16 protein-coding genes are annotated in these 13,067 nt (G+C 60.6%); 10 read left to right on the forward strand and 6 right to left on the reverse strand.

Going from position 1 to position 13,067, the window contains the following annotated elements:
- Positions 1-6 precede the first annotated feature (6 nt).
- The gene (gene fliN, locus AB8A38_RS14260) at positions 7-351 is read left to right on the forward strand and encodes a flagellar motor switch protein FliN (RefSeq protein ID WP_089262063.1); all 345 of its coding nucleotides are present in this window, start codon (positions 7-9) and stop codon (positions 349-351) included.
- 53 nt (positions 352-404) lie between these two features.
- Positions 405-1,790: a sigma-54-dependent transcriptional regulator FlbD gene (gene flbD / locus AB8A38_RS14265; RefSeq protein WP_068733445.1), complete on the forward strand. Its 1,386-nt coding sequence runs from the start codon at positions 405-407 to the stop codon at positions 1,788-1,790.
- Here flbD and AB8A38_RS14270 read toward each other — a convergent pair whose 3' ends face one another.
- Together AB8A38_RS14270 and AB8A38_RS14275 are read right to left on the reverse strand one after the other, a co-directional pair.
- On the reverse strand, positions 1,791-1,973 hold the full coding sequence (locus AB8A38_RS14270) for a hypothetical protein (protein ID WP_093759441.1): 183 nt from the start codon (positions 1,971-1,973) through the stop codon (positions 1,791-1,793).
- Positions 1,970-2,356: a DUF4345 domain-containing protein gene (locus AB8A38_RS14275; protein ID WP_315840709.1), complete on the reverse strand. Its 387-nt coding sequence runs from the start codon at positions 2,354-2,356 to the stop codon at positions 1,970-1,972. Before AB8A38_RS14275 ends, AB8A38_RS14270 begins: the two co-directional genes overlap by 4 nt.
- Positions 2,357-2,528: 172 nt before the next feature.
- Here AB8A38_RS14275 and AB8A38_RS14280 point away from each other — a divergent pair, with 172 nt between their 5' ends.
- The 6 genes from AB8A38_RS14280 (at position 2,529) to AB8A38_RS14305 (ending at position 6,598) form a co-directional block, all read left to right on the forward strand.
- Positions 2,529-3,638, forward strand: a complete 1,110-nt coding sequence (locus tag AB8A38_RS14280) for an ATP-dependent DNA helicase (protein ID WP_093759443.1) — start codon at positions 2,529-2,531, stop codon at positions 3,636-3,638.
- 119 nt (positions 3,639-3,757) lie between these two features.
- Positions 3,758-4,147 carry a BA14K family protein gene (locus AB8A38_RS14285; RefSeq protein WP_439086382.1) on the forward strand — a complete coding sequence of 130 codons (390 nt, stop codon included), beginning with the start codon at positions 3,758-3,760 and terminating at the stop codon, positions 4,145-4,147.
- Between the two features lie 217 nt (positions 4,148-4,364).
- Positions 4,365-5,081, forward strand: coding sequence for a peptide-methionine (S)-S-oxide reductase MsrA (msrA, locus tag AB8A38_RS14290; RefSeq protein WP_439086383.1), 717 nt, complete (start codon positions 4,365-4,367; stop codon positions 5,079-5,081).
- A 41-nt stretch (positions 5,082-5,122) separates the two neighbouring features.
- Positions 5,123-5,536: a peptide-methionine (R)-S-oxide reductase MsrB gene (gene msrB, locus AB8A38_RS14295; RefSeq protein WP_093759446.1), complete on the forward strand. Its 414-nt coding sequence runs from the start codon at positions 5,123-5,125 to the stop codon at positions 5,534-5,536.
- Between the two features lie 150 nt (positions 5,537-5,686).
- Entirely contained in the window at positions 5,687-6,067 is a 381-nt protein-coding gene (locus AB8A38_RS14300) for a hypothetical protein (protein WP_139285870.1), read from the forward strand.
- Between the two features lie 246 nt (positions 6,068-6,313).
- Entirely contained in the window at positions 6,314-6,598 is a 285-nt protein-coding gene (locus tag AB8A38_RS14305; RefSeq protein ID WP_068733430.1) for a hypothetical protein, read from the forward strand.
- Between the two features lie 38 nt (positions 6,599-6,636).
- Here the strand turns inward: AB8A38_RS14305 and AB8A38_RS14310 are convergent, their stop codons facing one another.
- A complete protein-coding gene (locus tag AB8A38_RS14310; RefSeq protein ID WP_439086384.1) occupies positions 6,637-7,158 on the reverse strand; it encodes a DUF4112 domain-containing protein in 522 nt (173 codons plus the stop codon).
- Between the two features lie 161 nt (positions 7,159-7,319).
- Here AB8A38_RS14310 and AB8A38_RS14315 point away from each other — a divergent pair, with 161 nt between their 5' ends.
- Complete coding sequence (locus AB8A38_RS14315; protein WP_439086385.1) at positions 7,320-7,832, forward strand: PAS domain-containing protein; 513 nt, start codon at positions 7,320-7,322, stop codon at positions 7,830-7,832.
- Between the two features lie 5 nt (positions 7,833-7,837).
- On the opposite strand, the gene AB8A38_RS14320 is transcribed toward AB8A38_RS14315, so the two are convergent.
- Both AB8A38_RS14320 and AB8A38_RS14325 read right to left on the reverse strand, forming a co-directional pair.
- Positions 7,838-9,067 (reverse strand): GGDEF domain-containing protein, encoded by a 1,230-nt coding sequence (locus tag AB8A38_RS14320; RefSeq protein WP_439086386.1) that lies wholly within the window; start codon positions 9,065-9,067, stop codon positions 7,838-7,840.
- A gap of 275 nt (positions 9,068-9,342) precedes the next feature.
- The gene (locus AB8A38_RS14325; protein ID WP_439086387.1) at positions 9,343-10,170 is read right to left on the reverse strand and encodes a lytic murein transglycosylase; all 828 of its coding nucleotides are present in this window, start codon (positions 10,168-10,170) and stop codon (positions 9,343-9,345) included.
- 1,001 nt (positions 10,171-11,171) lie between these two features.
- Here AB8A38_RS14325 and AB8A38_RS14330 point away from each other — a divergent pair.
- Complete coding sequence (locus AB8A38_RS14330; protein ID WP_068733419.1) at positions 11,172-11,408, forward strand: hypothetical protein; 237 nt, start codon at positions 11,172-11,174, stop codon at positions 11,406-11,408.
- A 113-nt stretch (positions 11,409-11,521) separates the two neighbouring features.
- Here the strand turns inward: AB8A38_RS14330 and AB8A38_RS14335 are convergent, their stop codons facing one another.
- Positions 11,522-12,952 (reverse strand): reverse transcriptase domain-containing protein, encoded by a 1,431-nt coding sequence (locus AB8A38_RS14335; protein WP_439086388.1) that lies wholly within the window; start codon positions 12,950-12,952, stop codon positions 11,522-11,524.
- Between the last annotated feature and the right edge of the window lie 115 nt (positions 12,953-13,067).

The raw sequence follows: 13,067 nt of genomic DNA on the forward strand, positions 1-13,067 counted from the left end.
TAGAACATGAGCGATCCACAGGTGCCGCTTCCCGACCTCAATGCCACCGATCCCGGCGCAATGGGCGACGTTGGCTACGCTGACGAAGAACAGGTCACGCGCATTGCCGCCGATCTCGAAGCGGTCTTCGACGTTCCGGTTCAGGTATCGGCCGTGCTCGGCCGCTCCAAGATGGGTGTGGGTGAATTGCTGAAGCTCGGGCCCGGCACCGTGCTCGAACTCGACCGCCGCGTTGGCGAAGCGATCGACATCTATGTGAACAACCGCCTGGTGGCGCGCGGCGAAGTCGTCCTCGTCGAAGAAAAGCTCGGTGTCACCATGACTGAAATCATCAAGGCTGAACGCAGCTAATTCGGGACAAACGGCGCCTCAAGGGCGCGACCAGGATATAACAGGAGATCACCATGCGGCTTCTCATCGTTGGTACCCTCAAGGGCCAACTCACCACCGCCACCAAGATCGCCATGGATAACGGCGCCTCCGTGGTTCATGCCGAAGGCCACGATCAGGCGATGGGCGTGTTGCGCGGCGGCAAGGGCGCAGACCTCCTGCTGGTGGATGTCGCCCTCGACATCCGCGATCTCGTGATGCGGTTGGAAGCCGAGCACATCCATGTGCCAATCGTCGCTTGCGGCATCACCACCGATGCCCGCGCTGCGGTGGCGGCGATCCATGCCGGCGCCAAAGAATACATCCCGCTGCCGCCGGATCCGGAGCTGATCGCCGCCGTTCTGGCCGCCGTCGCCAACGACTCCCGCGACCTGATCTATCGCGACGAGATGATGGGCAAGGTGGTCAAGCTGGCGCAGCAGATCGCCGGCTCCGATGCGTCGGTGATGATCACGGGCGAATCCGGCACCGGCAAGGAAGTGCTGGCGCGCTATGTCCATACCCGCTCCAACCGCGCCAAGAAGCCGTTCATCAGTATCAACTGCGCTGCAATCCCCGAGCATCTCCTGGAGTCCGAACTGTTCGGCCACGAGAAGGGCGCCTTCACCGGCGCAATCGCACGCCGCATCGGCAAATTCGAGGAAGCCACCGGCGGCACACTCTTGTTGGACGAAATCTCGGAAATGGACGTACGGCTGCAGTCGAAGCTGCTGCGCGCCATTCAGGAGCGCGTCATCGACCGCGTCGGCGGCACCAAGCCGGTGCCGGTGGACATTCGCATCATCGCAACCTCGAACCGCAATCTCTCCGACGCCGTGCGCGAAGGCACGTTCCGCGAAGATCTTCTGTTCCGCTTGAACGTCGTGAACCTGAAGATCCCGCCGCTGCGCGATCGCCCGGCCGACATTCTTGAGCTGGCGCAACATTTCGCCAAGAAGTATGCCGACGCCAATGGCGTGCCGGTGCGTCCGATCTCCGCCGAAGCACGGCGCGTGCTCACCGCCAATCGCTGGCAGGGCAACGTCCGTGAACTCGAAAACACGATCCACCGTTCGGTGCTGATGGCCAACGGCGACGAGATTGGCGCGGATGCCATCCTGACCCCGGATGGTGATCGTCTCGACCTCGCCAAGACCCCGCCGGCCGTCGCGCACGCCACCATGGCGGCAGAAACCGTGACCCGCGCACTGGTCGGCCGTACCGTAGCCGATGTCGAGCGCGATCTGATCCTGGAGACGCTGAAGCACTGCCTCGGCAACCGCACCCATGCGGCCAATATTCTTGGCATCTCGATCCGCACGCTGCGCAACAAGCTCAACGAATATGCCGATGGTGGTCTGCCGATCACACCGGCCGGAGCAGGCGCCGGCGACTATCGTGCGGCCATGGGCGCGATGTAATTACGCAAAGAACGACAACGACGCGCCCTGCGAATAGCTCGGCGCGTCCTGCTTCCGAAAAATCTTGATCGGATCGCCCGGCGTCAGCTCCTGCCGGGTGAACATCGCATAGGCGTAGAGCGCGAGATAACCGATCGAAATCGCGCCGATCACATAGACGATCCCAATGCCGATCCGCTTCATGCGACCGCACCCCGCCGCACGAGATGGCGGAGCCACAGCCAGATCATCGGGACGACCACGAGTTCGCCGATCAGACTGATCAGGAGTCCCACGGTCGGAAAGCCATGACTGAGCAGGGCCAATAGACGCGCGGCAGCGCCGAATACGAGGATGAAGGTCACGATCGAAATCCGCTCAAAGCGCTTTTCGATCTGCGGGATCGCCGACCAGTAGATCAGCCCGACCGCCACCAGCACGCCCTTGATGAAGCGCACATAGCCTTCCATGGTCACGCCGAGCCTGACGCCCGACAGGCTGGTGCCGAACAGCACGCCGGTCAGGCCGAACAGGATGGCTACGAGGCCGACGATCGCCAGTGCGATCTGAAGCAGTCTGCGTTCCAAAATGGGCTCCTGGGCTCAAGCAGCCTAATAACTGCGTCATGGAACGACAATGAGCAACCGGCCACGTTGGCGCACGCGACTTGGGGTCTCCGGCTTGCGTCAGACGCCTGAATGGTTAGCTTTCCCCGCTGAGTCGCGGCAAAATGGCCGTGCACCGCTTTCCAGAGACGCAATGCCGACCTTTACCCCGCATCAGGATGCCGCGCTGAAAGCCGTCGACGACTGGCTGAAGGCAAAGCCAGGCCGCAACGGCACACCGCAGGTGTTCCGGCTGTTCGGCTTTGCCGGTACCGGCAAGACGACATTGGCGCGGCACGTCGCCGACAATGTCGATGGCGAGGTGAAATTCGCGGCCTTTACCGGCAAGGCCGCGCTGGTGATGCGCAACAAGGGCTGCGACGGCGCATCCACGATTCACTCGCTGATCTATCGCGCCCGCGAGAGCGGCGAGGAGCAGCCGAATTTCGAACTGTGGGACGACGCGCCGGCGTCGAAGGCCAAGCTGATCGTTATTGACGAATGCTCCATGGTGGACGCCGAACTCGGCCGCGATCTCCTGTCCTTCGACTGCCCTTTGCTGGTGCTGGGCGACCCCGCGCAGTTGCCGCCGATCCAGGGCGGTGGCTTCTTCACCGAGACCGAGCCCGACGTGATGCTGACCGAAGTGCATCGTCAGGCCGAACACGATCCGATCGTGCGCATGTCGATGGACGTGCGCGAGGGACGCTCGCTGCAGCCCGGGCAATACGGCCTGAGCGAAATCGTGTCGCGCAAGGCACTCGATCCGGACCGCGTGATGGCCGCCGATCAGGTACTGGTCGGCCGCAACAATACGCGGCGCGCCTACAATATGCGTGTGCGGCAGAAACTTGGCATTGAGGACCTGTTGCCGGTGGCCAATGACAAGCTGGTCTGCCTGCGCAACAACCGCAAAAAGGTGCTGTTCAACGGCGGTCTGTGGCGGGTGAAGGCGCGCGCCGCCTCGAAATCGCAGATCATCACCATGCGAATTTCCCCGGATGAGGATTTTGGCGGCAAGGTCACCAAGGTCTCGGTGCGCGCAGACTGTTTCTCCGGCGGTGTTGAGACGCTGCCATGGGAGCAACGTAAGCCTTACGATGAATTCGACTACGGCTACGTGCTGACCGTACACAAGAGCCAGGGCTCGCAATGGGATGATGTCGTCCTGTTCGACGAGAGCTTTGCATTTCAGGAGAGTCGCGCCCGCTGGCTCTACACGGGCATCACCCGCGCCGCGAAGCGCTTGAGCATCGTGGTGTGACGCCTGCATTTTACAGTTAATCGCATGGGTTGATCTGCCGCATCCCCGATCATTGTGCATTATGGAACCATAAGGCCGCCCACACGTTTCGGCCACTTACGCACAACAAGGAGTTCGATATGCATCCCGCGAAAATCCTGACGATGGCCACGATGATCGGCGCAAGCGCGCTGGCGATTTCTGCACCGGCAACATCCGCGCCGCTGATCAGCCAACCCGGCCTCGCCAGCGCCGTACCGTCGGCCACCGAGAACGTGCAGTATTATCGCCGTTACGGATATGGCCCGCGCTATGGCTACGGTCCTGGCTACTATCGCCGGGGACCCGACGCCGGCGCCGTGATCGGCGGCCTCGCAGCGGGTGCCATCATCGGCGGCGCGATTGCGGCCAGCCAGGCCAACGCGGCATCCCAGCAGAACGCAGCCTATTGCGCGCAGCGCTATCGTTCCTACGATCCGGCGTCAGGCACTTATCTAAACAACGATGGCAACCGTTATCCCTGCCCATAAGCGCTTAGCGCCATAGTCAATTAGAAAGCCGCGGGACACATGTCCCGCGGCTTTCTCGTGCCTTGGTCAAATCCTCACGAACTCGTGTCCGGTATCGCGTAACAAGCGAGATCCTTCTCCGTATCTCCGATATGCCGGCCGGAAATGTCGATTGCGAACCGCAGGCTCCGGTCTAGACTGCCGATATCCGGCCATCGATCATCCAAGAGGACCTGCTATGCGCCGCTCCCTGTTCAGCCGCCTCTCGCTCTGCGCCGTTGCCGGCGCATTGGCGATTTCGACCGCCCTCGTCGCTCCCACTTTTGCTGCCGAAGAGGCTGTCATCATTCCCGCACCCGCAGCGGACACGCCGGCCGCGACCGGCATTCAGACTGCGGTGATTGCGGGTGGGTGCTTCTGGGGCGTCCAGGGCGTATTCCAGCACACTGCGGGCGTCGTTAACGCTGTATCCGGCTATGCTGGCGGCTCTAAGAGCTCCGCCAATTACACAGCCGTGAGCACCGGCTCGACCGGACACGCCGAAGCGGTCGAGATCAAATACGACCCGGCGAAAATCAGCTACGGCAAGATCCTGCAGATCTATTTCTCGGTGGCACACGACCCGACCCAGCTGAATCGCCAGGGCCCGGATTCGGGCACGCAATATCGGTCGGAAATTTTCGCGACGACGCCGGAGCAGAAGAAAGTGGCGGAAGCCTATATCGCCCAGCTCAACGCTGCGAAGGTCTACAAGAAGCCGATCGTCACCAAGCTCGGAATGCTCGAAGCCTTCTATCCGGCGGAGGCTTATCATCAGGACTACCTGACGCTGCACCCGAACCAGCCCTATATTGCCTATAACGATATTCCGAAGGTCGAGAACCTGAAGAAGATCTTTGCCCAGAACTATATCGAAAAGCCGACGCTGGTGAGCGCGTCGAAGGTCACAAATTGACCTGAGCGCTCGCAGCCACGGCCGATCGGGAAGGAGAAAGAATGACCGATACGAAGACGACATCCGGCAAGGTCGAAAAGAGCGAAGCCGAATGGCGCCGCGAACTGACCCCGATGCAGTATGCGGTACTGCGCGAAAAGGCGACGGAGCGTCCGTTCACCGGCGAGTACGAACACGACCATACGCCGGGCACCTTCGTCTGCGCAGGCTGCGGCCAGACGCTGTTCGAGTCCGATGCCAAGTTCGATTCCGGCTGCGGCTGGCCGAGCTTCACGCAGCCTTCACGAGAAAGTCATATCGACGAAGAACGCGATGTGACCCACGGCATGATCCGCACGGAAGTGCTGTGCTCCAAGTGCAATGGTCATCTCGGACATGTGTTCGACGACGGCCCCGGACCCACGGGATTGCGATACTGCATCAACTCTGCGGCCTTGAAACTTCAGCCTAAATAAATACGTATCCCGTATCGAACTGTTTCCATGCCTCGCGCGACTCATCGAAGTCTCGCGGGGCATTTCTGTCAAAGCTTTTGCCTTCTGCCTGTTACTTGAACATGCCTCAGCGGCATGCACGTTTGCGAAGAAGAATAAGAAAGTACCAAGATGTCTACCCGTTCAAACCGTTTGTTGCTTGGCATTGCACTTGCGGGTCTCATTCTCGAAAGTTTGGTGTCCCACCCCGCACTGGCGACCGACAAGGTGTCGCTGTTCAAGGTGATCACGGCCAAGGACGAGATCATTATCGGCATTAACGATGATCAGCTCTCCACTTTCGAAGCCAAGAACGCCGGCGGCGTCGCCAAGCATCTGGTCCAGAAGGGTACGCTGACGGCTTGGCAATACGCGGTGCGCAAGGCTGAGGCGGGGGCGCTGGAGCAGGCGCCTTTGCGGCAGGTGGGACTTATGTCGACTGAGGCACTGCGGGTCGAGCCCTATACGACCCCCCTGAAAATCGTGCCGCTGCCGGATGTGACCGGACAATAGGCAAATATTGCGCTGCGCGCGCCGCTGCCCATGCCTTGGGCGCGCGCTAAGCTCTTTAAATCACAAAGCTATTACGGCAATACCGTCCGCGCACTGCGATTCATCATGCTGTATCGCAGGTGTCGCAATCGGCCAAAACGTGCTTATATTGGGGTCTGTCCTGAAATGATGTTCCGCGCGCCGCCGGATCGGCTGCATTGCGAATGAAGCGTCGTTTCGTTGCGTATTCAGATGAGGTCCCCGACCATGGCAGCTTTCAGCTACAACACCGCAGCCGAACTCTTCCCCGCCGCGATCCGCAAGAAAAAACGTGCCGGTTTCGCCTATCGTCGTTTCGATACGGCCGCCGCCGCTGTCCAGTTCGCGATCGAGGAGCTGCCGGCTGACTCGCTGAACGGCGCCTATCTGCAGGTCGAGGAAGCGCGTTTCGACCAGAGCGGCATTCGCTCGCTCTATGAGAGCCAGGACTTCCCGCTCGAGCGCCGCGTGCGCGCCGAAGAGCCTGCGACCGACGACGCCGACGCAGCTTGAGCTTTACGAATTGAGACGATCGCAGCCCGGACTCTGAACTAGAGTCTGGGCTGTTTTTCGAGCCACTTGCGCAGCATTCTGACGTTGCGGACATTGGCCCGGAACATCACGTCGAACGCATCGCCGATAAACGGCACGATGCCGACAGCACCGTCCACCGCAACATTGCCCAGCATGCGCGCCGTCAGATGCCACGGCGCACCGAGCGCCCGCGCCTCGCGCACCACCCATAGCGAGATCGCCGTGGTGATGATGTCGCCCACGATCGGAATCAAGCCGATCAGACCATCGATGCCGTAGCGGATCTTGGTGCCCGGCACGATGAAGGCGACGTCGAGCAATTTCGCCAGCGCATCCAGCCGCGCCAGCCGTTGCTCGCGCGTGAGATTGGCAAACGGATTGGCGCCCGTTCCGAAGTCGAACCGAAAGCCCTGCACATCCGGCCGAAGTTGCTCGGGCCGAACCTCAAAACCATCCTGATCGATGATCGGACCATGCGCGGACGCCGCCTTGCGCGGGCGGCGGGCGTCGTAAGTGGTTGATTGACCTGTGCTCATCATCGCCATCACATGGGGGACACACGCCAACTCTGCAAGCGGCATCGCGTCACGCCGCGTCGGCTGTCCACCTATTTGCCGCGTAGAAATCCGCCAACCACCGGTTGAATTGCAGGGAACCCGCTGTATTCTCCCCCGCCGAGAAACGGACAGGGGGATGGATCATGCGACGACCCTTGGGTGACGTGTGCCTCGATATCGCAAGCTTCGCCCGGGAGCGTAAGCACGAATTTCTCTCCTACATCCTGCGGCTCGCGGCAGCAGAGGCCTACAAGACCACGGCCGAAGACGACGCGTTCGAGATGCCGATGCCGCGAAGGCTCGCCGCCCGCGAATTGATTGTCGGTTTCTGGGACTGGGACATCAGCAACGACCGCAACTATCTTGATGCCGAGGCTGCACGCTTCTTCAATGTCGATCCCGACAAGGCCGCGCGCGGTCTGCCGAACACGGCCTGTCTCGCGGCGATCCATCCCGATGACGTCGCCCGGGTGCGTGCGGCCGTCGCGGCTGCGATGCGATCGGGCGGCGTGTTTGAGTGCGAATATCGCCTGGTCAGGAACGACCGGGTCAGATGGATTCTCGCGCGTGGCAGTTGCACGCTGGACGGACATGGCCGCCCCGTCCGCCTGCCCGGCGCGATCATCGACATCACCCACGACAAGACGATGAACTGAGGCGATCAGGCCAGCTTGCGGGCGCGGTCGATGGCTTCGTCCATGTTGAGATCCGGCACCATCGACGGCGCTTCCAGATCGCAGATGGCGAAGCGGTTCTTGCCGTCGTTCTTGGCGGCATAGAGCGCCTGGTCCGCAGCCGCGATCAGCCGCTCCGGATATTGCCCGACCTGCGGATGCCATTGCGCAACGCCGATGGACGCCGCAATCGGAATCTCGCCGGGCGCACAGCCCGCGGCGTCGATACGGCACACTTCCAGAATGCGGCGCGCGATGTTTGCCGCTTCGTGCAGCGTCGTCGCCGGCAGGATGATGCTGAACTCGTCGCCGCCGGAACGCGCGAGCAGATCGCCGGGGCGCAGCTTGCTCTGGGTCATCAGCGTGAAGTGACGCAGGCAGTCGTCGCCGGCTGCGTGGCCGTGGCCGTCATTGATTTCCTTGAAGCCATCCAGATCGATCGCCAGCAGCGCGAACGGCTTTTGCGTGCGGCGCGCCAGCGCGCATTCCTCGGTGAGACGCTGCACCAGGTGACGGCGATTGGCGACGCCGGTGAGATCGTCGACCAGTGCGAGTTCGGCGACTTCGCCGCGCAGGCGGTCGATGGCCATCAGGAGGAATCCGAAATTCCACGACATCGCCAGGAACACCAGCACCAGCACCATGGCGGCCTGGAAATTGTTGAAATCGGCAAAGGTCATGTTGCCGCCGATATTCGCCAAAGCGGCCGCCGAACGCACCGCATGCACGGCAACGAGCGTGATCGCGAGCCAGCCGGCGAGACGGGCGCCGGCATTGCCGCCGCCATCCTTGCGCGACAACAACAGCGGCACCGTCATGGCAACGGTGACCGACTGGCCGGCGGAATAGATCAGCACGCGCATCGCCATGTTGTCGTGCCACAACGCGAACAGCAGCAGGCCGGCCAGGCTGGCGCCGATGATGACGGCTTGCGCGCGCCAGCCCGTCGGGCGGCCGTAGAACTGGTTCATGCCGATGGCGGCGAGGCTGGTGGCCAGCAGCAGCAGGCCGTTGCCCAGCACGATGGCGATCAGCGGATCGACGCTGACGCCGCGCAGCACCGAGATGCTGTTGCCGAGCGCCGCGGCGAACGCGGCGGCTGTCCAGTAACGCGCGGCGTGCAGGTTGGGATAGCTGGTCGCCACATAGGCCCAGACCACGCCGAGGGCCAGAAAATTGACGGTGAACACCGTGAACAGGGTGCCGACGTTCAACATCGGCGGCACCCGCCACGTTGTGCGTCGCGCTTCTGCGCGCTGCTGTCGATCCCCGTCATCGCTCTCACCACTCGTTCCCAGCAGGTGGTAAAATGCGTCGGCGACGCTTAACGGAATCTCACTCGCGGCGGATAATCCCCAGTGTGGTTTTGAAAGAGTGAAAGGGAATGGGTTAATCCGACTTTCACCATCGGGGTTCGCCACGTTCGCCCGGCGGCCGCGCGGCCTAACAAAAGTTTAAAACCGCGCGCGCCCTCGCCCTATCGTCCCCTCGCCTATCGGCCGGCCGCGAGGCGATCGGCGAAATAGCCGATGGTCTTGCGATAGATCGTGGCCCTGTTCCACTCGCGCATCGCCTCGAAATTCGCCGTGCCCTCGCCGTAGGGCTGGCCGCCCCGGAAGCCCGCGGTCTTCAGCAGGTTCGCGGTCGAGGCCAGCACGTCCGGCACCGAATGCCTGAGATCCACATGGCCGTTGCCGTCGAAATCGACGCCGTATTTGATGTAGCTAGACGGCAGGAATTGCGTCTGGCCGAGCTCGCCGGCATAGGCGCCGATCAGGTCGCGCTGCGGCAGGTCGCCGCGCTGCAGGATCTTCAGCGCCGCGATCAGCTCGCCCTGAAACAGCTCGGTGCGGCGGCAGTCATGCGCCATGGTGGAGAGCGTGCGGATCACCGGCATCTTGCCGATGTCGCCCTTGCCGAAATCCGACTCGAGGCCCCAGATCGCCACCACGATTTCAGGCGGCACGCCGAAGCGTTGCTCGATGCGCGACAGCAGCGAGGCGTGGCGCTGCATCATCTGCAGGCCCATGGAGATGCGGCCCTGGCCGACGCGGGTCGAGACATATTGCTCGAAGCTCTTGTTGAAGGTGCCGCGCTGGCGGCGATCGAACGACAGCACCGCGGGGTCCTGCGTCACGCCGGCAAAGGCCTGCGCAATCACGCCCTGCGACACGCCGGCGGCGGCGGCCTCCTGCGACATGGCCGCGATAAAACCCTGGAAATCGCCGCCGCATTTGGCGGCCTGCGAGGGTGTGGCCGTCAGCACAACCGAGGCAAAGGACACAGCGGCAATGGCAATGGCGGAGATACGATTGATCATGAAAAACCTGCTGGGTTGGCGATACCGGAGTGTGGCATGACCGGTGTGTCCGAACAACGGCGCCTCTCTTCTCCCTCCCTCAAGCGGCGAAGCCGCGCAGTGGGGAGGGTGGCTGGCCGAAGGCCAGACGGGTGGGGTGATGCAATAAGCTCGGAGTGTGCGGAGGCACCCCACCCCGGCCTCCACTTCGAACGAAGCTTCGCTTCGTCCTCGTTCGGCCGACCCTCCCCACTGCGCAGCTTCGCTGCTTGAGGGAGGGATATCGCGCCCGCCTGCGCGCCATCGCTGATGTGAATGTCAAACAGCCATTGCCCTTCAGACATGCGTCATCACCCCCATTGTTTGCGGCGCGGGGGCGCCGTCATCTCTTGCATTCCCACCCCCTTGTGAGAGGGCGTGCGGAACGCCGGGTGCCCGATGCACCCTTGGGCCTGATGCGAATGCGGTCTTCCGCAATTGTGAGTGCATCAGGACTTTCGGAGGCGCCGAGCGATTGCCCAGCGTTCCGCATACGGTGTTTTTTCAGCCTGCTTGCACTTTGCCTTGGCGAACGGTCCGATCACCAAAATGATGGTCCCACGGCGGAGGGACAGGGAGCCTCAAGCGAGTAAGCCGGACGCGTTTTGACTTGGTCGTCCGTCACACTGTTCAGGGGTTTGTCCATCCGAAGGTCGGCCGTCTCCTTGCCAGTGGCAGTGCTGGCGCAGATCCGTCCTGCCCGAAGACAGACGTCACCCCATGAACCGCGTGACGCCGCATCTCCGGCGTCCACCGCATCCCACCCCGCGAACGTGACGATCGCGATCGCCCCTCTCGGTGGGGCAGGACGGAGGGGATAATAATCCTTATTCCCGAAACGTCAAGAACAAACCATGAACTTTTGGTCGCCGGCCGGGCGGCGCGTCCCGCCGGTAACCACTGCCCGCTTTTGCCCACAGATGCATGCACGCTTTGCGCGCTAAGGCTTTGACTTCGCCTGCGCTATCCCCCACTTAACCGCCATGGCCAAGAAACCCGGTACCAATCCCAAAGGCGAATTCGCCTTCTTCAACGTCTTCTATGAAGACGGCTCGCAGCGCTCCAACCGCCGCGTCCCCTCCGAATTGCTGGGGGGACTCGACGGCGATGAGCCGGCCAAGGCCGCCATCGCCGAGCAGGACCGCGAGATCGCCGAAAAGTCCGGCCGTCCGGCGCTGGAGATCAAGAGCGTCGAGCGCGTGGGCGCGAAGAAGAAGTAGTTAGCTTCGCGAAATCTGCATCTGAATTTGGAATGGCCGGGCTTGTCCCGGCTGTCTACGTTAGGCCGCACAAATCGAAAGAGTTCAACGGCACCGACGTCGCGCTACAGCGATTAACGTGCGAACTTTTCGAGCTCTGCATTCAAGCGGAATGCTACTGCCTCGCGCAGATGCCTTAATTGCCTTAGGATTGGCGCACCCCTTGAACCAAATATCACTGATGCACGTCTGGCGTAGGTCCAGAACGTCCAAGTCCGATAGTCATCGCTGTGTTCGCCAAAATCGACGACCCTTCCAAAACGCTGAACAACGGCCTCAACCTTAATTTTAGACTTCAAAAACGCGCGATCTTTTCCCGGGTACCGCTTGATAAGACTAAACACATGAGCCTTCGCGACGCGAGCAATCTTGCGATTAAGGTTCGCCAGCGTGCTATCCCTCAAAAAAATGTTTTTCCCATCAAATCGAAACCCCAAATACTCAATTCCATTCCTTCCCTGCAAGCCATGCACCAACTCGCACGTTTGCCGCATACCCGTTTTTTTGAACTCAAAGACAGAACACTTTTCTTCTTTGATACGCAGCTTCTTTCCAAACTTTTCAATCTGTTTTCTTGCTTCATTCATAAGTGAAATTCCGGCGGCGGCCTGCCCTGGAATAATAAGTAGAATATCGTCGGAGTATCGCATGTAAGCTCCACCGAGCTTTCGCGTGATGTCATTCATCACGATATCAAACTCAAAAAGATACATATTTGCCAACAGATCGGAGATTGGCGAGCCTTGCGGAATACCGAAAGGCTTGAAGTTTACTTGTATAAGACTCTTTCGGCCGTCGCCGCCTGCGATCTTTTCCCGAAATTGCTTTCCGGTACACAACTGCTTGGGCATTGACTTGAATGGAACAAGATATCCATTGATTGCCTCGCCTTTACTCCCCTTTCGCTTCTCGCCGAACAGGTCCAAGCGCTCATAGACGCTCAATTTCTCTACCACCGAATATCTTGTCACAGCGCGAAACACCCGCTCATGGTCGGGCGGCAGCTTTTTCTGTTTGATAATGTTTGACCATTGAGCACGGAGACGGTCGTGATCCAGATGCTCAAAAAAACTACTGATATCCAAAGCTACGACCGCACAATCGCCAGCAAGACTGATTGTATTGAACGCATCGTTAGCAAAATGGATATTGCACTTACCGGCACCCGTTTCAGTACGCAAACGGCGATATGCCAAGACGCATTCGCTGATCTCAGCCTTAGCAAGCGCAACTTCATAAAGCTGAGAAATCTGATGCCTGTAATAAGATAGTATATATGCGTCAGACCGTGCTGCGTAGCGAATAGGGCGTTCTTTAATTTTCCCAGCTGCTCCTTTCGGAGCGAATTTTGTCCAACGGTTGCTGAACAACATGAAGGGATAGAAGGTGTGCTTTGCGACCCGCTCGGGGTCGGTCGCAAGTGCCATAGCTTCGGGGATGGAAATCAGCGCGTCGAAATGAGGATAGCGTTTGAGATCCCCGGGACGCATTTCCCATTTCGTCAAGCGACGCTCCATCCGAGAGGGGGCGAGGCATTCGGTTGCGGTCCGAATTATCTCCCCGCCCCACACCGTTTGTTACGAGTCGTCACCAACTCTAGATCCGCAACAGATCGATATT

The sequence above is a fragment of the Tardiphaga sp. 839_C3_N1_4 genome, from assembly GCF_051811045.1.
Classification (GTDB): domain Bacteria; phylum Pseudomonadota; class Alphaproteobacteria; order Rhizobiales; family Xanthobacteraceae; genus Tardiphaga.

Coding starts and splice junctions, on each gene's coding strand:
- fliN (WP_089262063.1), top strand. CDS start 7: ATGAGCGATCCACAGGTGCCGCTTCCCGACCTCAATGCCACCGATCCC.
- flbD (WP_068733445.1), top strand. CDS start 405: ATGCGGCTTCTCATCGTTGGTACCCTCAAGGGCCAACTCACCACCGCC.
- AB8A38_RS14270 (WP_093759441.1), bottom strand. CDS start 1,973: ATGAAGCGGATCGGCATTGGGATCGTCTATGTGATCGGCGCGATTTCG.
- AB8A38_RS14280 (WP_093759443.1), top strand. CDS start 2,529: ATGCCGACCTTTACCCCGCATCAGGATGCCGCGCTGAAAGCCGTCGAC.
- AB8A38_RS14285 (WP_439086382.1), top strand. CDS start 3,758: ATGCATCCCGCGAAAATCCTGACGATGGCCACGATGATCGGCGCAAGC.
- msrA (WP_439086383.1), top strand. CDS start 4,365: ATGCGCCGCTCCCTGTTCAGCCGCCTCTCGCTCTGCGCCGTTGCCGGC.
- msrB (WP_093759446.1), top strand. CDS start 5,123: ATGACCGATACGAAGACGACATCCGGCAAGGTCGAAAAGAGCGAAGCC.
- AB8A38_RS14300 (WP_139285870.1), top strand. CDS start 5,687: ATGTCTACCCGTTCAAACCGTTTGTTGCTTGGCATTGCACTTGCGGGT.
- AB8A38_RS14305 (WP_068733430.1), top strand. CDS start 6,314: ATGGCAGCTTTCAGCTACAACACCGCAGCCGAACTCTTCCCCGCCGCG.
- AB8A38_RS14310 (WP_439086384.1), bottom strand. CDS start 7,158: ATGATGAGCACAGGTCAATCAACCACTTACGACGCCCGCCGCCCGCGC.
- AB8A38_RS14315 (WP_439086385.1), top strand. CDS start 7,320: ATGCGACGACCCTTGGGTGACGTGTGCCTCGATATCGCAAGCTTCGCC.
- AB8A38_RS14320 (WP_439086386.1), bottom strand. CDS start 9,067: ATGTTGAACGTCGGCACCCTGTTCACGGTGTTCACCGTCAATTTTCTG.
- AB8A38_RS14325 (WP_439086387.1), bottom strand. CDS start 10,170: ATGATCAATCGTATCTCCGCCATTGCCATTGCCGCTGTGTCCTTTGCC.
- AB8A38_RS14330 (WP_068733419.1), top strand. CDS start 11,172: ATGGCCAAGAAACCCGGTACCAATCCCAAAGGCGAATTCGCCTTCTTC.